The organism is Mycobacterium sp. SMC-14, from assembly GCF_046250075.1.
Classification (GTDB): domain Bacteria; phylum Actinomycetota; class Actinomycetes; order Mycobacteriales; family Mycobacteriaceae; genus Mycobacterium.
Map to the genome: position 1 here is coordinate 2,596,367 of NZ_CP176429.1, position 18,592 is coordinate 2,614,958.

General features: G+C 69.5%; 16 protein-coding genes. 5 read left to right on the top strand and 11 right to left on the bottom strand.

Going from position 1 to position 18,592, the window contains the following annotated elements:
• Positions 1 to 12: 12 nt before the first annotated feature.
• The 6 genes from ribD to ACKY0W_RS12110 all read right to left on the bottom strand — a co-directional run bounded on the left by ribD (position 13) and on the right by ACKY0W_RS12110 (position 6,581).
• Positions 13 to 1,044 (bottom strand): bifunctional diaminohydroxyphosphoribosylaminopyrimidine deaminase/5-amino-6-(5-phosphoribosylamino)uracil reductase RibD, encoded by a 1,032-nt coding sequence (gene ribD, locus ACKY0W_RS12085; RefSeq protein WP_409434252.1) that lies wholly within the window; start codon positions 1,042 to 1,044, stop codon positions 13 to 15.
• A gap of 49 nt (positions 1,045 to 1,093) precedes the next feature.
• Positions 1,094 to 1,771, bottom strand: a complete 678-nt coding sequence (gene rpe / locus ACKY0W_RS12090; protein ID WP_409434253.1) for a ribulose-phosphate 3-epimerase — start codon at positions 1,769 to 1,771, stop codon at positions 1,094 to 1,096.
• A 4-nt stretch (positions 1,772 to 1,775) separates the two neighbouring features.
• Complete coding sequence (locus ACKY0W_RS12095; RefSeq protein ID WP_409434254.1) at positions 1,776 to 3,182, bottom strand: RsmB/NOP family class I SAM-dependent RNA methyltransferase; 1,407 nt, start codon at positions 3,180 to 3,182, stop codon at positions 1,776 to 1,778.
• Positions 3,179 to 4,111, bottom strand: coding sequence for a methionyl-tRNA formyltransferase (fmt, locus tag ACKY0W_RS12100; RefSeq protein ID WP_409434255.1), 933 nt, complete (start codon positions 4,109 to 4,111; stop codon positions 3,179 to 3,181). The genes ACKY0W_RS12095 and fmt overlap by 4 nt, the downstream gene beginning before the upstream one ends.
• 9 nt (positions 4,112 to 4,120) lie before the next feature.
• The gene (locus ACKY0W_RS12105) at positions 4,121 to 5,626 is read right to left on the bottom strand and encodes an AAA family ATPase (RefSeq protein ID WP_409434256.1); all 1,506 of its coding nucleotides are present in this window, start codon (positions 5,624 to 5,626) and stop codon (positions 4,121 to 4,123) included.
• A gap of 70 nt (positions 5,627 to 5,696) precedes the next feature.
• A complete protein-coding gene (locus ACKY0W_RS12110) occupies positions 5,697 to 6,581 on the bottom strand; it encodes a universal stress protein (RefSeq protein ID WP_409434257.1) in 885 nt (294 codons plus the stop codon).
• A gap of 498 nt (positions 6,582 to 7,079) precedes the next feature.
• On the opposite strand from ACKY0W_RS12110, the gene ACKY0W_RS12115 reads away from it, so the two are divergent.
• Complete coding sequence (locus ACKY0W_RS12115; RefSeq protein ID WP_409434258.1) at positions 7,080 to 7,988, top strand: DUF732 domain-containing protein; 909 nt, start codon at positions 7,080 to 7,082, stop codon at positions 7,986 to 7,988.
• Positions 7,989 to 8,007: 19 nt separating this feature from the next.
• On the opposite strand, the gene ACKY0W_RS12120 is transcribed toward ACKY0W_RS12115, so the two are convergent.
• Positions 8,008 to 9,951, bottom strand: a complete 1,944-nt coding sequence (locus ACKY0W_RS12120) for a primosomal protein N' (protein ID WP_409437758.1) — start codon at positions 9,949 to 9,951, stop codon at positions 8,008 to 8,010.
• Between the two features lie 158 nt (positions 9,952 to 10,109).
• Between ACKY0W_RS12120 and ACKY0W_RS12125 the strand changes: the two genes are divergently transcribed.
• The gene (locus ACKY0W_RS12125; protein WP_409434259.1) at positions 10,110 to 11,459 is read left to right on the top strand and encodes a DUF4226 domain-containing protein; all 1,350 of its coding nucleotides are present in this window, start codon (positions 10,110 to 10,112) and stop codon (positions 11,457 to 11,459) included.
• Between the two features lie 13 nt (positions 11,460 to 11,472).
• Here ACKY0W_RS12125 and ACKY0W_RS12130 read toward each other — a convergent pair whose 3' ends face one another.
• Positions 11,473 to 12,195, bottom strand: coding sequence for a lysoplasmalogenase (locus ACKY0W_RS12130; RefSeq protein ID WP_409437759.1), 723 nt, complete (start codon positions 12,193 to 12,195; stop codon positions 11,473 to 11,475).
• Between ACKY0W_RS12130 and ACKY0W_RS12135 the strand changes: the two genes are divergently transcribed.
• The 3 genes from ACKY0W_RS12135 (at position 12,194) to ACKY0W_RS12145 (ending at position 15,083) form a co-directional block, all read left to right on the top strand.
• Complete coding sequence (locus ACKY0W_RS12135) at positions 12,194 to 13,120, top strand: alpha/beta hydrolase (RefSeq protein ID WP_409434260.1); 927 nt, start codon at positions 12,194 to 12,196, stop codon at positions 13,118 to 13,120. The genes ACKY0W_RS12130 and ACKY0W_RS12135 overlap by 2 nt on opposite strands.
• Positions 13,121 to 13,124: 4 nt before the next feature.
• Positions 13,125 to 13,511: a VOC family protein gene (locus tag ACKY0W_RS12140; protein ID WP_409434261.1), complete on the top strand. Its 387-nt coding sequence runs from the start codon at positions 13,125 to 13,127 to the stop codon at positions 13,509 to 13,511.
• A 69-nt stretch (positions 13,512 to 13,580) separates the two neighbouring features.
• Entirely contained in the window at positions 13,581 to 15,083 is a 1,503-nt protein-coding gene (locus tag ACKY0W_RS12145; protein WP_409434262.1) for a flavin-containing monooxygenase, read from the top strand.
• 75 nt (positions 15,084 to 15,158) lie between these two features.
• Here ACKY0W_RS12145 and metK read toward each other — a convergent pair whose 3' ends face one another.
• The 3 genes from metK to hpnE all read right to left on the bottom strand — a co-directional run bounded on the left by metK (position 15,159) and on the right by hpnE (position 18,541).
• The gene (gene metK, locus ACKY0W_RS12150) at positions 15,159 to 16,370 is read right to left on the bottom strand and encodes a methionine adenosyltransferase (protein ID WP_406759304.1); all 1,212 of its coding nucleotides are present in this window, start codon (positions 16,368 to 16,370) and stop codon (positions 15,159 to 15,161) included.
• Between the two features lie 201 nt (positions 16,371 to 16,571).
• A complete protein-coding gene (locus ACKY0W_RS12155; RefSeq protein ID WP_409437760.1) occupies positions 16,572 to 17,156 on the bottom strand; it encodes a TetR/AcrR family transcriptional regulator in 585 nt (194 codons plus the stop codon).
• Between the two features lie 26 nt (positions 17,157 to 17,182).
• Positions 17,183 to 18,541: a hydroxysqualene dehydroxylase HpnE gene (gene hpnE / locus ACKY0W_RS12160; protein WP_409434263.1), complete on the bottom strand. Its 1,359-nt coding sequence runs from the start codon at positions 18,539 to 18,541 to the stop codon at positions 17,183 to 17,185.
• Positions 18,542 to 18,592: the final 51 nt, after the last annotated feature.

An 18,592-nucleotide genomic window follows, 5' to 3' on the forward strand; every position in this document is an offset into this window, starting at 1 on the left:
CGGTGCTGGCCGCTAGTGCGGCACCAAGCTGAGCAGCAGATCGGGGCCGATCTGCTCCATGGTGTCGAATCGCCAGCGCAATGCCCGGGCAATGTTGGGCACGCCCACGTCGTCGACGGCGGTGACCGGTCCGCCCAGCAGGATCGGCGCCACGTAGGCCAGGATGCGGTCGATCGCTCCCGCCCGCAGGAATGCCCCGGCCAACGTGGGGCCGCCCTCGAGCAGCACATCGGTGCGGTCTGAAAGCGCCCGCAGTACCTCGGCCGGGTCGTGCGTACGGATCACCATCGTGCGCGAGTCGTCGTTGAGCACGTGCGCGTCCGCGGAGATCTCCCGCTGGCCCACCACCACCCGCAGCGGCTGACGGTCGGCCAGGGCGCCGTCGGGCAGCCGTGCGGTCAGCGTGGGGTCGTCGACGAGTACGGTGCCGGTGCCGACCACGATGGCATCGGCCGCCGCCCGACGGCGGTGCAGGTCGGCCCGGGCCGCCTCGCTGGTGATCCACTGGCTGGAACCGTCGGCGGCCGCGCTGCGACCGTCGATGCTGGTGGCGTACTTCCAGGTGACGTGCGGCCGGCCGGTGCGCTGCTTGTGCAGCCATTCCCGTAACGGCCCGGTGCTCACGGCCGTGGCCTGTACCCCGGAGATCACCTGCACGCCCGCATCGGCCAGCCTTGCCGCCCCGCCCCCCGCGTCCGGGTTGGGGTCCGCAACGGCATAGACCACCTGCGCCACCCCTGCGGCCAGCAGCGCATCCACGCATGGTGGCGTTCTGCCGTGGTGACTGCACGGCTCGAGGGTGACGACCGCCGTGCCGCCGGCGCTCAGCTCCCCGGCCCGGCGCAGCGCCACCACTTCGGCGTGCGCCTCACCGGTCGGACGGGTCCCCCCGACGCCGACCACCCGGCCGTCGCGATCCAGAATGACCGCGCCCACCGGTGGATTGGGGTAGGTGTTGCCCTTGACCCGCTGCGCCTGCTCGATCGCCAGGAGCATCGCGGCGTCATGGTCGACGAAATGCTCGGCGGCCGACGCAGCGCTCATGCCTCGACTCCTTGCTCGGTCGTCCCTCTCTCGCCGTCGCCTTCGATGCTCATGCGCGCAGGTGCGGTGACGCCGCCAATGCCTGACGGCGCAATGCTTCAACGGCCGCGCCGGGGTCAGCGGCGCTGTAGACGGCCGAGCCGGCGACAAAGCAGTCGACCCCAGCCGCGGCGGCCTGTTCGACGGTGTCGGCGTTGATGCCGCCGTCGATCTCCACCAGGATGCTCAGCTCCCCGGCATCGACCAGCTTGCGCACCGCGCGCACCTTGCTCAGCACCTCGGGGATGAAGGACTGCCCACCGAAACCGGGCTCCACCGACATCACCAACAGGGTGTCGAAGTCCCGCAGGATCTCCAGGTAGGGCTCCAGCGGCGTGCCGGGCTTGATGCTGAGTCCGGCTTTGGCGCCCGCGGCGCGGATGTCGCGGGCCACGGCGACGGGGTTGTCGGTGGCCTCGGCGTGGAAGGTGACGTTGTAGGCGCCGGCCTCGGCGTAGGGCGGCGCCCAGCGACCCGGATCCTCGATCATCAGATGGCAGTCCATCGGGATGTCGGTGGCCGCCAGCAGGCTCTGCACCACCGGCAGACCCAGGGTCAGGTTCGGAACGAAATGGGCGTCCATCACATCGACGTGCAGCCAGTCCGCGCCCTTCACAGCGGCGACCTCATCGGCGAGGCGGGCGAAATCGGCCGACAGGATCGACGGCGCGATCATGGCTCGTGACATGCGCTCAGATTACTTGTAGCGCCGCAGCGAACATGGCGTCGGTCCCGTGCCGGTGCGGCCACAGCTGGACGTGCGGCCCGTCTCCGAGCTCCTCGACCGGCGCGAACAGTTCCCGGGTATCCAACGCGCGCACCGGGTGTCGACGCAGCGCGTCGGCCACCACACCGACCGTTTCGGCCAGGTGCGGCGAGCAAGTCGCGTACAGCACCACTCCCCCCGGCCGGGTCAGTCCGATCGCCGCGGCCAGCAACTCACGCTGCAGTTTCGCCAGTACCGGGATGTCGGCAGGCAGACGGCGCCAACGGGCTTCGGGCCGTCGACGCAGGGCGCCCAGGCCGGTGCAGGGCGCGTCGACCAGCACCCGGTCGAAGCCGGGGTGCAGGCCTGAATCGCGGCCGTCGGCGGTCAGCACCTCCACGTCCAGGCCGCGGGTGTTCTCGGCGACCAGCGCGGCCCGATGCGGGGCCTGCTCCACCGCGCTCACCCGCGCCCCGGTCTGTGCACCGAGCGCTGCCAGCAGCGCCGTCTTGCCGCCCGGTCCGGCACACAGGTCCAGCCACCGGCCGGTGTCACCGTCGACCGGGGCCAGCGCGAGCGCGCGTGCCACCAGCTGGCTGCCCTCATCTTGGACCAGGGCCTGACCGGCACGCACCGCCTCGAGCTTCCCGGGGTCACCGCCAGGCAGATAGACGGCGTAGGGCGAATACCGGCCGATCTCGCCGTCCACCTCGGCGGCCAACTCGGCCGCGGTCAGGGCGCCCGGTCGCGCCGCGAGGTGCACCCGGGGGCGCTCGTCGTCACTGGCCAGCACCGCGTCAAGTTCACCGGCAGCGGCCCCCAGCGCGTCGGCGAACGCCTGCGCGATCCAGCGGGGATGGGCACGGATGAAGGCGGCGTGGCCGATCGGGTCACTGTCGGCGTGCGGTGCCAGTTCCGCGGTCCAGGATTGCTCGTCGCGCGTACTGATGGTACGCAGCACGCCGTTGACGAAACCCCCTCGCGCGGAGTCGAATTCGAGGGCAGCCTGATCGACTGTGGTCGATACCGCGGCGTGCGGCTCGACTCGGGTCCGCAATAGCTGATAGCTGCCCAGCCGCAGCAGATCCAGCAGCACGGGGTCGATCGTCTCGGGTTCGCGCTGCGCCGCCGCGCCGATGATGGCGTCGAGCAGTCCACGCACCCGGCAGGTGCCATAGGTCAGTTCCGTGGCGAAAGCGGCGTCGCGGCCGGTGATTCCGCGTTCGGCCAGCAGCGCCGGCAGCGCCAGGTTGGCGTAGGCATCGCGTTGGGAAACCGCCTGAAGCACATCGAATGCGGCGCGGCGAGCCGGGTCCAGGGGCTTGCGGCGGGATTTGCGTGGGCCGTCCTGGGGACGCTGTGGCCGACGCTGGCCGCGCCCGGGTCCGGTCATGACGCCCGCACCTCGGCGTCGAGCCGGGCGCCGCGCGCCCAGTCCGCGGCTTCCATGAGCTTCTTTCCGGGTGGCTGGATCTGACCCAACCGCACCGCAACCGAGCCGGTACCGACCCACACGTGTCGCCGGTCGACATGAATGTCCCCGGGGGACAGTCCTGCTGGCCCATCATCGACAAGGCCGACGGGACCGACTCTGACGCGCAGGTCACCGATCATGGTCCAAGAACCCGGATTCGGAGTGACGGCGCGGATTCGGCGCTCGATCACCGCGGCCGGAAGCTCCCAGCGCACCCGCGCGTCATCGACGCTGATCTTCGATGCGTAGCTGACCCCATCGCTCGGTTGCGGCACCGCGTGCAGCGCTCCGTCTGCGATGCCGTCGAGGGTCGCCGCCAGCAGTTCGGCACCCGAAACCGCCAGCCGGCCCAGCAGTTCACCCGCGGTGTCATCGGCCCGGATCGTCTCGGTCACGACCCCGTAGACCGGCCCGGAGTCCAGTTCCGGCTCGATCTGAAACGTCGTCGCACCCGTCACCTCGTCACCGGCGGCGATCGCGGCCTGCACCGGGGCCGCACCACGCCAGGCCGGCAGCAGGGAGAAGTGCAGGTTGACCCAGCCGCGCGTCGGCACCGCCAGCAACGCGTCGCGCAGTAGCGCCCCATAGGCCACCACCGGGCAGCACTCCGGCGCCAGTTCGGTCAGCTCCGCCACCGACTCAGGTGCGTTGGGCTGGGCCGGCCGCAGCACCGGAATGCCGTGGTCGAGGGCCAGGCGAGCCACCGGAGACGGCTGCGGACTCCCCCGCCGGCCGGACGCCGCGTCGGGCCGGGTCAATACCGCCACCACGTCGTGGCGCGGCGAATCGATCAGCCGTTGCAACGACGGCAACGCGGTGTCCGGGGTGCCGGTGAAGACAATGCGCACCGGGACAGTTTAGGGAAGTCGCGGCCGCGAGATCGCAGCGCGCCACAGCTCCTCGGCCGCGCGCACGCACTCTTCGAGCGGTCGCGCCGTGTCGACGCGGTGCGCGGTGTCCCACTCGAAGTCGTGAGCAGTCAGCGCCGCCGCGATCTGCGGTGTCGCATCGGAGTTGCCCGGTGCTCTGCTTCTGATTCGGTCAGCGGCGACCTCAACCGGAACCACGCACTGGATCTCGGTGGTCGCGGCGTGTTTGTCGGCCGCCAAGCGGAGCGCCTCGGCGCGGACCTGCGGATCGCGCCAGGTCCCGTCGAGGATCACCGACTGACCGCCGGCCAGGCACCGGCCCGCCCGGTTCAGGATCGCCCGGTAGACCGCATCGACATTGGCCGGTGCGTACAAACCGGTGCCGAGGGAACCGGGCTCCCCGCTGAGCTGGCCGGACTCGTGCAGCTCCTTACGCACGTCATCGGTGGACAGCGTCACAGCCCCAACCTTTTCTGCGAGTTTTCGGGCCAGCGTCGACTTCCCGGTTCCGGGACCGCCACCGACCAGCACCAGCCGAATGGCGCCGCTCTCCAGATGGCTCAACGCGATGGCCAGGTGGCGCGCCGCCGCCGCCTCGGCCCCGGACTTGCCCTGGGTCAGCTGCACGCAATCGACCTTGGCCCGCACGGCCGCACGGTAGGCGATATAGAAATCCCGCAGCGACGACGGCGCGGTGTCGCCCGAATAGCCGGCGTAGCGGTCCAGGAAGTGGTCGCCAAGATCCTTGCGTCCGAGGAACTCCAGATCCATGGCAAGGAACGCGGCGTCGTCGACGCGGTCGACGAAGCGCAGGTCGTCACTGAACTCCAGGCAGTCGAGCAGCACCGGTCGGTTGTCGGTCCAGAAGATGTCGTCGGCGAGCAAGTCGGCATGGCCATCGACTATGCAACCCTCGTCGATGCGCTGAGCGAACAGATCCGCCCGGCCGGCAAGGTACGCGGCGGCGAGGTCCTCAACGCGCCGCACCGACTCGGCGGGCACCGCCGTGTCGGCATGGCGGTGCAGTGTGGGGAAGTTGTCGAACCACCGTTGGTAGATGGCCTCGGGCTTACCCTGCAGGCTGATTCGCGGGCCGCGATCGGCACGATCGTGGAAGTCGGCCAGTACCCGGGCGATGCTGTCGAGCACCGCTTCGACGGGTGTGCCGCGCTTGACCATCGACGCCAACCGGTCGTCGTCGTGGTAGCGCCGCATCACGATGATCGGTTCGGGTGCCGCTCCGGAAACGCCACTGAGGTGGGCAACCCCGAAGTAGCTGTCGGCGGCAATTCGGCTGTTGAGTTGAACTTCCCGCGTGCATGCCTCTTCGCGCTGCTCGACCGTCCGGAAGTCCAGAAAGTCGGTCTGCACCGGTTTCTTGGCCTTGTAGGCGCGATCGCCGGCCAAGACGACCACGCCGGAGTGCGTTTCGTGGGCCGCGACGTAGGGCGTCGCTTTCGGCGCACCCGCGTCGCCGTGGTTGGCGAACTCCATGGCATCCAGTGTTAACCATCGCGGCCGGGTGTGGGGGCGGGCAACGGACCGCCCCCGGCGTGGCCGACGGTCATGTCGAGGCGGGACGGACCACGATCACCGGAATCCCTGCGGCTTGAACCACCGCCGAACTGACCGAACCCAAGAGCTGACTGGCGAATCCACCACGACCGCGGCTGCCGACCACCACCAGCTGAGCCTGCTCGGCCGCCTTGATCAACCAGCGGGCGGGGTGGTCACAGACCACCCGTCGCTCGACCGAGACATCCGGGTATTGCTCCTGGTAACCCGCAAGGCGTTCGGCGAGAACCTCGTGTCCCTGGATTTCGTAATCGCGCCGGTCCACGTTGAGGATCGGCATGACTCCGACGTCACTCCAGGCGTGCAATGCCACCAGCGGCACTCCGCGGCACGAAGCTTCGTCAAAGGCCAGCGCCGTTGCTCGCTCCGAGGCCGGCGAACCATCGATACCCACCACCACGGGCGCATCTGTCGCGCAAGCCCGATCGGTGCGAATGACCGCGACCGGACCCTGTGCATGGTGAATCAGGCTGGTACTCACCGAGCCCAGCAGCAGGCGACCGATCGCGCCCAATCCCGTTGAGCCGACGACAGTCAACCAGCAACTTCGAGTGACACCGATCAGCGTCGAGACCACCTGGGCGTAGGCCATTTCGGCGTGCACCACGGGCGACGCGGCGTCGCCCCGGCTGGCGTCGACCACGTTGCGGGCCCGCGTCAGGATTTTGTTCGCCTCGTCGGCCTGCCAGCTGGGCATCCCCTCGACCACCGGCCCAGGGGGCCAGCCGGTCTCCAGGGGCGTCACTACATGCAGCAATGTGATCGGCAATTGACGCATGATCGCCTCGTGCGTCGCCCAAGCCACCGCCGCGTCGGATTCAGGCGATCCGTCTACACCCACCACGATTCCGGGTGTCGTTCTGACTTGTGACATCACAGCCCTCCAACCATGTTGATCGGCCGGCCAGCCGGCTAGCCGACTCACCCTCAAAATTACTGCGAAACGGGGCGATTCGGCAGGGCCGTTGGGCCTCAATCTCCGCTTCCTCGACCTCTTCTCGCGAGATGACGACCAACAAACTCTTGCGGCAATACCGATTCCGGTGATGAAATATCGGTATACGATTTAATACGGCAGCTGCCGAGTCGACAGCCACCGCCCATCAAACGGAGGCGCAACAGATGTTCCATCGCGGCAAGCCCACGTAGCGACGCGCAGGTTCTCGCCTAGTTCTGCGAGATGCCCATGCTGCGCTCTGACGCGGACCGGGAACCACACGCAGCAGCGACAAACAGTTCCGGCGGAGACAACGTCCACCGCCCCGCCCGTTTTCCTCTGCCTGGGTCAATTGTCAATTCAGGCAACGGTGGCGGCCTCCCCACCCAACGGCCGGTGACGGGCACGGTCCGGACACGAACGGAGGACCGTGCCATGTTCACTCCGAGCACCACGTGCCACGCCGTCACGACCGTCGCGGCGACGGCGATCGCCGTCGCAATGCTGCCGTACGGCGTTGCAGCAGCGGATCCGAGTCAGGACGATCAATTTCTGGCGGTGCTCCAAGAGAAACAAATTCCCGCCATGGACAACATTGCGACCGTCGTCGCCGCCGGTCATAAGGTCTGCCTCAAACTCGACGACGGCATACCGGCACAGACCGTGCTGGACGGATTGAACAACGATGCCTACGGAATGAACCCGGACTTACGCGAACAGTCAGATCGCCTGTCGGCCACCATGAGCCGATTCATCGCGGCGGCGGTGCAGGTCTACTGTCCGGGCGATCAAGGCAAGATTGCTTCGTTGGCGGCCAGCCGCACTCGGCAATCCCATGGACCCGCCCCTCTGGTGGTGGTGGCGAATTACCGAACGACCGTCTCGGGTGGCAACACCGTCGACGTTTTTGGTGCAGTGCTCAGCTCACCGGTCGGTGACATAGCCAGGGGTGACGCGTCGCAGCCGAAACCGCCGAAGATTCCGCCGCCCAAGGCACCAAAGGCGAAGATCCCCCGCTCGCCCGGCGCCGTCCCGAAACCAGCGCCCCGACAACAGCCGCCACCGCCACCACAGCAATCACCACCGCCTCCCCCAGAGGCGCCGCCGCAGCCGCCGCCACCGCAGCAGCTACCGCCCCCGCTACCGCAGCAGCCACCGCCGCCACCGCAAGGCCCGCCGGCACCCGCAGGTCCGCAGCCGGGCAGTGCCACTGGCGGCAGCGGCGGTGGGAACGGCGGTCCAGGCGGCGAAGGCGACGGTGGAAACGGCGACAATGGCGGTCCCGCAGAACCCGCGCCGGCACCGCCCCGGGCGCCCGGCATGATCCAACTCGTGCCGTGGTGAGGCCGGCCCGGCCCGCTGGCTAACCGATGTGCAGCGGATCGATCTGCACCCGCACCGGGTGGTGCGACCCACGCGCGCTCAGCACCCCGATGCTGTGGCGCAGCGCCGAGGCCAACACCAGGCCGTGATCGCGTCCCACCCGGACCAGCATCCGGATGACATTCAGTTCGTCGGGGACACCGGCCGGACGCCGCACCCCCGGCGGCAGCGGCACCGGTCCGAGCAGGTCGGCGCCGTCGGGCAGCCGCGCCTGCTCCAGCAGCGCCATCACCGACTCCGGATCACCGTCGAGGGCCGCGATGTGCACCGCGGGCGGTAGCCCCACCTCGGCTCGGGTGGCCAGCTCGGCGTCGGCGTGGCCGATCGGGTCCCACCGGATCAGGGCCTGCACCGTCGGAATCGACGATTCGGCGACCGCGGTCACCAGCCCGCCGGACCCGCGGTCGCGCACCAGCGCCGCCGCTGCCATCCAGCGCCGCAGCGTGTCCTCGGCGGCGCGCAGATCCTGGCGGCCCAGCAGCGCCCAGCTGTCCAGCAGTAACGCCGCCCCGTAGCCGTGCGGGGCGCGGGGTTCGGCGCCGGGCGTGGCAATCACCAGGGCCGCGCCGTCCTCGATGCAGTCGACGATGGTGTCACCGGCGGAGGTGACGACCGGGGTGCCCGGAAAGGCACGACCAAGTTCTTCGGCGGTGCGCCGGGCGCCGATGACCACCGCACGCACGGCATCCGACCCGCAGCGCGCACACCGCAGCGCCGGGTCGGCCCGTCCGCACCAGCGGCACAGGGCCGTACCACCGCGCTCCGGCAGCGACAACGGTCCGGTGCAGTGCCGACAGCGGGCGATCGTGCGGCAGCGCCCACAGGACAGCGACGGCACGTAGCCCCGCCGGGGCACCTGCACCAGGACCGGCGCCCCGGCGGCGAGGGCGCTGCGCGCGCTCTGCAGGGCGACCGTCGGCAGTCGGGCGCTGCGCGCCGCGGCGTCGCGCTCCTCGGCATATCCGGTGTCGTCGAGGGCCACCACCCGCGGCGCGGCCGTCCGCAGCATCGCCCGCGATGCCACCACGTCGTGCGCCCACCCGCTGCCCACCAAAGCGTGCGCCTCGGTGGTGCGGGCGTACCCGCCGATCAGGGCAGCGCAACCCGCCAGGTGGGCCCGCAGCATCGCCACCTCACGGGCGTGCGGATAGGGCGCCCGCGGCTCCGCCAGGGAGTCGTCGCCGTCATCCCAGACCATCACCAGACCGAGGTCTGCCAGCGGGGCGAACACCGCACTGCGCGTGCCGATCACCAGCCGCGCCCCGCCACGCAGCACCGACAGCCAGCGCCGGTAACGAGTGGCCGGGCCCAGTCCCGCGGACAGTGCCACGACCGCCGATTCGTCGATTCGGGCCGTCGCGGTCCGGCACAGCGCGTCGACGTCGCGCTGGTCGGGCACGATCGCCAGGGCGGTGCGACCGGCGCGAATCGTCTCAGCGGCAGCGTCGACGAACCGGTCGGTCCACGAATCGCCGGGCAGCACCTGCCACACCGCCCGCGCCGCCCGGCCTTCGCCCAGCGCGGCCAGGAACGATCCGCCCGCCCCGTACCGCTGCCAGCCCGCGGGGTCGACCGAGGCGATGACTGGCGGTTCGGGCGGCGTCACCGCTTCGCGTTCCACCCGGGCGTGTCGCGGCGGCACGGCCAGCCGTAGTACATCGGCCCGGCTGCCGGCGTAGCGTGCGGCCACCGCTTCCACCAGCCGGCGGACCTCGCTGGTGAGCACCGGTTCGGCCGAGACCACCCGCTCCAGCCTGCCCAGCCGACCGACATGGTCGGTGTCGGCGCGACGCTCCCAGACGAAGGCGTCAACCAGCCGGCCGTGGAAGCGCACTCGCACCCGCGCCCCGGGTCGAGCGCCCTCGGACTGCTCTGGTGTGACCAGATAGTCGAACTCACGGTCCAGGTGCGGCACCGAGAGCATCGGCAGCACCCGAGCGATGGGCTCGTTGGGTTCACCGTCGACACTCACCACGCAGGTCTAGCAGACACCGCCGACCGCGGCCGACGGCGGATCACAGGCGGAGCGGGCTGTGGATCGGCGGGGACGATCCCAGCTGCGCTGAATTACGTTGCTGCGGTATGCCCGAACAGCGCGGGGCCCACGCGGTCACGGCACGAGACCGTGAAACGGACCTTGCCTCGCGGATGCAGACTGCCCAACTGACCGATCACGTGCTGGCCGCCACGGTGCGCGCCGCCGCCGATCACGCCCGCGCGGGCCGCCGCCACCTCGATGCCATCCACGGCGAGATCCGTGACGCGCTGGCCGATCAGTGGACACTGGTGTGGGACACCCCGGCCGGCGTCCGCCAGTTCCAGCTCTTTTTGGCCGCCAAGGCCCGAGAGATCCGCCGGGTGCTCGCCGACGCCGCCGCTGACAACCGGCTCCAGGTGGCGCTGTTGCGCTCGGCCGGTGCCGGCTACGGCGTTCCGGCTCGAGTCCGCGACCGACGGAACCGCCAGGCACTGGACGAGGACATTCGCCGGGTGGTCAACGCGACTTCGGCGGTCAGTGCCGCCGAGATCGTGCGCTACGAAAACGCGCTGCGGGTCCGCGACGGGCTGGCAGCCAACTCCGCCGGCGCGGCCCCCGCGCTGCTACTCACCTATGAACCGGCAGCGTTCGGCGGGCGCGGACGGGCCGCGATCGCGATCGGTGACCCCGACGTCGCTGACAACATCACCATCGTGGTGCCCGGCGCGCACAGCAGCGTCCGCGACGGCTACCTGTCGCACCCGGACGGGCACAATGTCTATCGCGAGGTGGTCGGGTCCGATCCCGGCCGCAGCAATTCGGTCGTGGTGTGGATGGGCTATCGCGCGCCGGACAGCCTGTTCGATCCGGCGGTGACCCAACCGGCCGCCGCTCGGGCCGGGGGCCGGCTGCTGGCCGCCGACGTCCGCGCCCTGGCGGCGTCGCACGTCGGCGCCTCGCACGTCACCGTGATCGGGCACTCCTATGGGTCGACAACGGTGGCCGACGCCGCGGCCTCGGCGGGGTTGTGCGCCGACGACGTAGTGCTCGTGGGCTCACCGGGAACCGACCTGGCCCACAGCGCCAACGACTTTCACCTGCCCGCGGGAGGCCATGTGTATGTGGGGGCGGCATCGTCGGATCCGATCACCGGTTTCGGTGGCCAGCCGCAATTACCCCTGCAGGCAACGACGGTCGGGCTCGGCGCCGATCCGGCCGCAGAGGGCTACGGATCCACCCGGTTCAAGGCCGAAAGCCGCGGCGTGGCGTGGCCTTTGAGCGGCCACAGCTCCTACTTCACTCCCCACGGTGAGTCGCTGTTCAGCATCGGCGACATCGCCTCGGGCCACGGCGATGCGCTGGCGAACCACCACATGACCGCCCCACATCGCCGTCGACTGCCCGCCTTCGATCCGGAACGACTGCGCCCCGGAACCGGCGGCCACCGGCACTGATCGGCGGCGAATGTCAGTCCGACGCCGCCTGCTCGGCGTCGGCGGACCGGCCGAAGAAGAATCCGGCCGTGATCAGCAGCTGTGCCGCCGCATAGGCCCACCAGATCGGCACCGCCAGCAGTTCATTGCCCAACACGAACTGGCTGGCTCCGATCATGGCGTCCGATACCGCGAAACAGACCGCGCCGACCGCAGTCCAGGGCGTGGGCAGCTTCGCCAGCAGCGCGACGCACACCATCGCACCGAGCACCCCGACGTACACCGTCACCGGCAGCGTCATGCCCTCACGGGCCATGCCGGGCCAGAACCACGCCAACAACACCAGGCAGCTCACCCCCACCAGCCCCGCCCCGGCCAGCCGGCCGCGCGAGACCACCACCAACGGCAGCAGCGCGCCCAAAAAGCACAGGTGCGCCACCAGGAACGCGGCCAGACCCGCGACGAAGGACGGTTCCCACCACGGGATCGCCAGTAGCCAGTCGCCGGTCGCCGAGAAGATCAGGGCGGGGATCAGCCAGCGCGCCTCCCGCAGGATCGGGTGGGCGGCCGCGGCGAAGGCCAACAGCACCGCCATCGCCGCCTTGAAGGCCGGCTGCCCGACCCATTGCCCGGTCAGCGCCTCCCCCGGCCCAGAGCGCAACGCCACCACCGTCAGGAAGATCCCGTAAGCCACTCCGAGCCATCCCGCCGCTGCCCAGCCGGTGAAGACTCGTCTGGTTGCGTACGGTGTTTCTATGCCAGCAATCGACCCCATAGTGCTGAAGGTACTGGAAGCCATCCCGTTCCGACTGACACTGGACGACGGCGCCGAAGCAGCGCGTCGCGCGATGCGCGACCTGCCCCATCGGCCGGTGCACCCGGAGCTGCCCAGCGAGGACCGGGTGATCGACGGACCGGGTGGCGACCTGCCGATACGCATCTACCGGCCGGCAAGCACCGAGTCGGGTGCCGCGCCGGTGGTGGTGTTCTTTCACGGCGGCGGCTTCGTCGCCGGCGACCTCGACACCCACGACGGCACCGCGCGCATGCATGCCGCCGACGCGGGCGCGGTGGTGGTGTCCGTCGACTACCGGTTGGCGCCGGAAAACCTGTTCCCGGCCGCTGTCGAGGACGCGATGGCGGCCACCGAATGGGTGGCGGCACACGCCTCCGAGCTGGGCGTGGACCCGTCGAAGCTGGCGGTGGCCGGGGATTCGGCGGGCGGGAACCTGGCCGCGGTGGTGTGCCAGCTGGCCCGTGACGCCGGCGGCCCGGCGATCGCGTTCCAGCTGCTGTGGTACCCGGCCACCACGTATGACGGCAGCCTGCCGTCGTTCACCGAGAACGCCCACGCGCCGATCATCGACAGCGCTGCGATCGCCGCGTTGACGCGCGCCTACGCCGGGGACCTCGACCTGAGCAACCCGCCGCCGATGCTGGCCCCGGCGCGGGCCGAGAATCTGGCCGACCTGCCACCGGCCTACATCGCGGTCGCCGGCCACGACCCGTTGCGCGACGACGGCATCCGTTACGGCGAGTTGCTGGCCGCCGCCGGGGTTCCGGTGCAGGTGCATAACGCCGAGACCCTGGTTCACGGTTACCTGGGCTACGCCGGAGTGATCCCGGTGGCCACCGAGGCCGCCGACCGCGGGCTGGCCGCTTTGCGCGCTGCCCTGGCGTGACGCGATGCGGCTGAACCAGGTCACCGTCGGCAGCACCGACCTGGACCGCGCCGAGCGGTTCTACCTGCTGCTGGGTCTGCGGCTGATCGTCAAGACGGACGACTACCTGCGGTTCGAGTGCCCGGACGGCGACAGCACCTTTTCGCTGGAGCGCGTCAGCGACGTCGCCGTCGGTGAGCAGGTGACTATCTATTTCGAGGCCGACGATCTGGACGAGCAATACCAGCGGTTGCGCAATTCGGTTGAGTTCACCCAGCCACCGACCGACATGCCGTGGCTGTGGCGCGAGGCCCGGCTGAACGATCCCGACGGCCACCCACTTTGCCTGTTTCACGCCGGCGAAGCCCGCCGCAATCCGCCGTGGCGCCTACCGCCACAGGATTTGCCGTAACCCGACCGCGGTCCCCCGGTGCGCGCGCTACCGTCGACCTCGATCGATACCAGTGACGAGGAGCAGACGGTGAGCGAGGAACCCGACCACGAGATTCTGATCGTCGGCGCCGGATTCTCCGGCATCGGGGCGGCGATCAACCTCGACCGTGCCGGGATGACGAACTATGTGATCATCGAGGCCGGCGACGGGGTCGGCGGCACCTGGCACTGGAACACCTATCCGGGTATCGCCGTGGACATCCCGTCGTTCTCCTACCAGTTCTCGTTCGAGCAGAGCCCGGACTGGTCGCGCACGTATGCGCCCGGCGGGGAGCTCAAGGCCTACGCCGAGCACTGCGTCGACAAGTACGGTCTGCGCTCGCGAATCCGGTTCGCCACCAAGGTGCTTGCCGCGGAGTTCGACGAGGAAAACGGCTGGTGGCGGGTGCACACCGACTCCGCCGGCGCACCGCATGAGCGCCGCGAGCTCACGGCGCGGTTTCTGATCAATGCCAGCGGCGTGCTGACCACACCGAACCTGCCTGACATCGCCGGTGTCGACACCTTCGCCGGGGTGACGATCCACACCGCCCGCTGGGACCACTCGCAAGACCTGACCGGCAAGCGGGTGGCGGTGATCGGCACCGGGGCCTCTGCGGTGCAGGTGATCCCGCAGATCGCGCCGAAGGTCTCCTCGCTCACCGTCTTTCAGCGGACACCGATCTGGTGTTTCCCGAAGTTCGATGTGCCGCTGGCCGCTCCGATCCGCTGGGCGATGCGGATTCCCGGCGGCAAGGCGCTGCAACGGCTGGCCAGTCAGGCCTACGTCGAGGCGACCTTCCCCATCGCGGCGCAGTACTTCACGGTGTTTCCACTGGCCAAGCGGATGGAGTCGGCCGGACGGGCGTACCTGCGCCGGCAGGTGCACGATCCGGAACTGCGTAAGCAGCTCACCCCGCGCTACGCCGTCGGCTGCAAGCGCCCCGGATTCCACAACACCTACCTGTCGACGTTCAACCGCGACAACGTCCATCTGGTGGTCGACCCCATCGACCGGATCACCCCCACCGGCGTCGTCACCGCCGACGGGACGTCCCACGAGGTCGACGTGCTGATCTTGGCCACCGGGTTCAAAGTGATGGACAGCGACAACATTCCCACCTTCGCCGTCACCGGGGCCGGGGGTCAGACGCTGACCCAGTTCTGGGACGAGCATCGGCTGCAGGCCTACGAGGGGGTCAGCATCCCAGGGTTCCCCAACTTGTTCAGCGTCTTCGGCCCTTACGGCTACGTCGGGTCGTCGTATTTCGCGCTGGTCGAAGCGCAGACCCACCACATCGTGCGGTGCCTGACGAGCGCTCGCGGCCGCGGGGCGACCCGGATCGAGATCTCCGAGGCGGCCAACGCCCGCTACTTCGACGAGATGATGCGCAAACGCCACCGGCAGGTGTTCTGGCAGGACAGCTGCAAGTCGGCCAACAGCTACTACTTCGACAAGCACGGCGATGTCCCGTTGCGGCCCACCACCACGGTGGAGGCCTACTGGCGCAGCCGGCGCTTCGACCTCGACGATTACCGGTTCAGCGCCTAGGTTTCACCCCGCGAGCAGACACAAAATCGCACGCCGCGGTGGTCGCGGGTGCGATTTTGTGTCTGCTAGGCGGAGTTAGATGGCGCGCTTGAGGTCGTCGACCTTGTCCAGCTGCTCCCACGGCAGTTCGATGTCGGTGCGGCCGAAGTGACCGTACGCCGCGGTCGGTGCGTAGATCGGACGCAGCAGGTCCAGGTCCCGCACGATCGCGCCCGGGCGCAGGTCGAAGACCTCGGGCACGATCTTCTCGATCTTGACCGGGTCAACCGTCGCGGTTCCGAAGGTCTCGATGAACAGACCGACCGGCGCGGCCTTGCCGATGGCGTAGGCAACCTGGACCTCGACGCGCTGCGCCAAGCCCGCGGCGACGATGTTCTTGGCCACCCAGCGCATCGCGTACGCGGCCGAGCGGTCCACCTTCGACGGGTCCTTACCGGAGAAGGCGCCGCCGCCGTGGCGAGCCCAGCCGCCGTAGGTGTCGACGATGATCTTGCGGCCGGTCAGGCCGGCATCGCCCATCGGGCCGCCGACGACGAAGTTGCCGGTCGGGTTGATCAGCACACGGGTCGACGAGGAATCCAGGGTCTCGTGGGCGAGCTCGGCAAGCACGGTGGAGATCACGTGCTCCCGCAGATCGGGGTCCAGGGTCTTGACCAGGTCGATGCCCTCGGCGTGCTGCGTGGAGATGACCACGGTGTCCAGCCGGGTCGGGACGTCGTCTTCGTACTCGATGGTGACCTGGGTCTTGCCGTCCGGGCGCAGGTAGTCCAGTGTGCCGTTCTTGCGGACCTCGGTCAGCCGCCGCGAGAGCCGGTGGGCGAGCGCGATGGGCAGCGGCATCAGCTCCGGGGTGTCGGCGATCGCGTAGCCGAACATCAGGCCCTGGTCGCCGGCGCCCTGGGAGTCCAGCGGGTCGGCCGCACCCTCGACGCGGGCTTCATGCGCGGTGTCGACGCCCTGGGCGATGTCGGGCGACTGTGCGCCGATGCCGATGTTGACCCCGCAGCTCGCGCCGTCAAAGCCTTTGTCCGACGAGTCGTAGCCGATCTCCAGAATGCGCTCGCGCACGGTGTTGGTGATGTTGGCGAACGCCTCGCGGGCGTTGGTCGTCACCTCACCGACCACGTGCACCTGGCCGGTGGTGACCAGGGTCTCCACCGCGACACGTGAGCGAGGGTCATCGGCGAGCAGTGCGTCGAGCACCGAGTCGCTGATGGCGTCACAGATCTTGTCGGGGTGGCCTTCAGTCACCGACTCGCTGGTGAACAGCCGTCCCTTTTCGCTCACAATGTCGCCTTCCGGGTAATCGATCCAAAAGTTAGCTCGGGCTAATATAGCCGTGCGGTCCTCGGGAGAGCTTGGCAGCCCGGTGCCCACCCCCCGCGCCATGGGCCGGGAAATGGCTGCGCTGCCCCGCGCCCAGAAGGTTCTCGACAACATCCCCCACGACGAGAATCTGAGAACGACTCGGCCCTGCGACCGCCTACTCTACCGACCAGTCGCCGGCGTCGCCGTCTCGACCCGGACTGCCCAGCCGACCAGTGACCGCAGATAAGTCAGCACCAATTCATCCGGGTGGGTGTGCGGGTCGGTGAGATGGAGCAGGGCCAGTTCTTCCAATCCGGACAACAGCAGCCGCATGGTCACACCGTCGGCATCGATAGGGTGGCCGGCTAACCGGGACAGCCGCCGTGCGGCGATGGTCCGCGCATAGCGACGGCCCGCTTCGGTGCGGGCCGCCAATTGCGGCGGGGCGCCGGCGGGCGGGCTGAGGATGATGCGCCAACTCGTTGGCGCCGCATGCAGATAGGCCAGGATGCCGCGGCCGAGCGCGTCCGGGTCGTCGCCGACCGGACCGTCCACGCTGCGCATTCCGGCAAACGCGATCGCCGCTTCCCGGTCGAGCAGGGCCGTCATCAGTCCGGCCATGTCGCCGAAGTTCTGGTACACCACGGTCCGGGTCACCTGCGCGGAGCGGGCCACCCGTTCGAAGGTCACCGCGGCGAAACCCTCGGCCGCGACAATGTCACGGGCGTAGTCGAGCAACTGCATCCGCCGGGCCTGCGCCGACATCCGCCGTCTCGGCTCCGGCTGCGCGCTCACGTGGACGCCGGCAGCTCGAGCAGCAACTCCACCGCGCGGGCCGCACTCTGCGCGGCGCTCTCCATGGTCGCCGACCAGTCGGTACGGGTCCAGTCTCCGGCGAGCACCAGGCTCGGCACCGAGGTGCGCTGATCCGGGCGCAGCCCGTCAGTGCCCACAACCTGCGAAAAGGTGGCCTTGGGCATCTTGACCACCTGCGCGGCCACCACGTTCGCCTCGGCCGCGGCCGGATAGTAGCGGCGAAGCATGTCCATCTGTTCGGCCACGATCTGTTCGTTGGACCGGTGAATCTGTTCGTAGGCGCCGCTGGTGGTCAGGCAATACAGCCAGGCGCCGCCTGGATCGCGGCGCTGCATCCGCTGGCGGTCGAACACCTCATCGATGACGCCCGTGCCGCCGATCACCGATTCCATCGCCGCCTCGGTACCCAGCGGCCGGTCCAGGTAGAGGTTGGTGCTGACGATCGGTGTGTAGTGCAATTTTTCTGCCGCGGCGTAAATTTCGGCGTGCTCGGGCAGGTCGTCGAGCAAGCCGGCGATGTTCGAGTTGGGCACCGCACACACCACCGCATCCGCCGGCACCTCAGTGCCGTCTACCAACTGGACGGCGCGAACGGCATTGTCCTCCACCACGATTCGGCGGGCCACCGCGCGGTAACGCACGTCTACGCCGAGCCGATCGAAAACGGCGAGTGCGCCGGAGATATAGAGCGTGTCGAGATCGGTGGTGGGGTAACCGATCGTCACCGCACTCCGATGGCGCAGGCCGAGTCGGATTCCGGTGGCAAGGACATCGGCGAAGACTTTGGCCGAACCGCGGTCCACCGGCTCGGCGGCGATCCCGAGGGCCAGCCAGTCCCACACCGCCTCCCGGGCCCGGGCCGGCATCCCGACGCGGCGGAGCCACTGGTCGGTGGTCAGATCGGGCAGATCGGCGGGTTGGAACAGCGCCTCCGCGGTCAGGCGCACCGTCGCCGCGGCGGTCCGCAGCCGGTCCAGCAGGCTCGCGTCGGGGTGTGGCCCGAACAGCGTCCGCACCGCTCCCAGTCCGCGGGTCACCAAGGTGGTGGCGGCCCCGCCGGGCCAACGCAGCGTTCCGCCGGTCGGAAACTCAACCATCGATCGGGTTCCGATGCTGGTCAGGTAGCGAAACAGGTGGTCGTAGCCGCTGGCGATCACATGCTGGCCGTTGTCCGCGAGGTCCGCTATCCCCTGCACCTGCATCGCCTGGGTGCGCCCGCCGAGGCGCCCGCGCCGCTCCAGCAGCGTCACCTTCTTGCCGGCCTCGGCCAACCAGACCGCTGCGGCGAGCCCGGCCAGGCCGCCCCCGATCACCACGTAGCGACGATCGTCCACGCCCGACCCCTCTCAGCTAACTTACGATCTGAAAGTTAGTCCAGGAAGAAT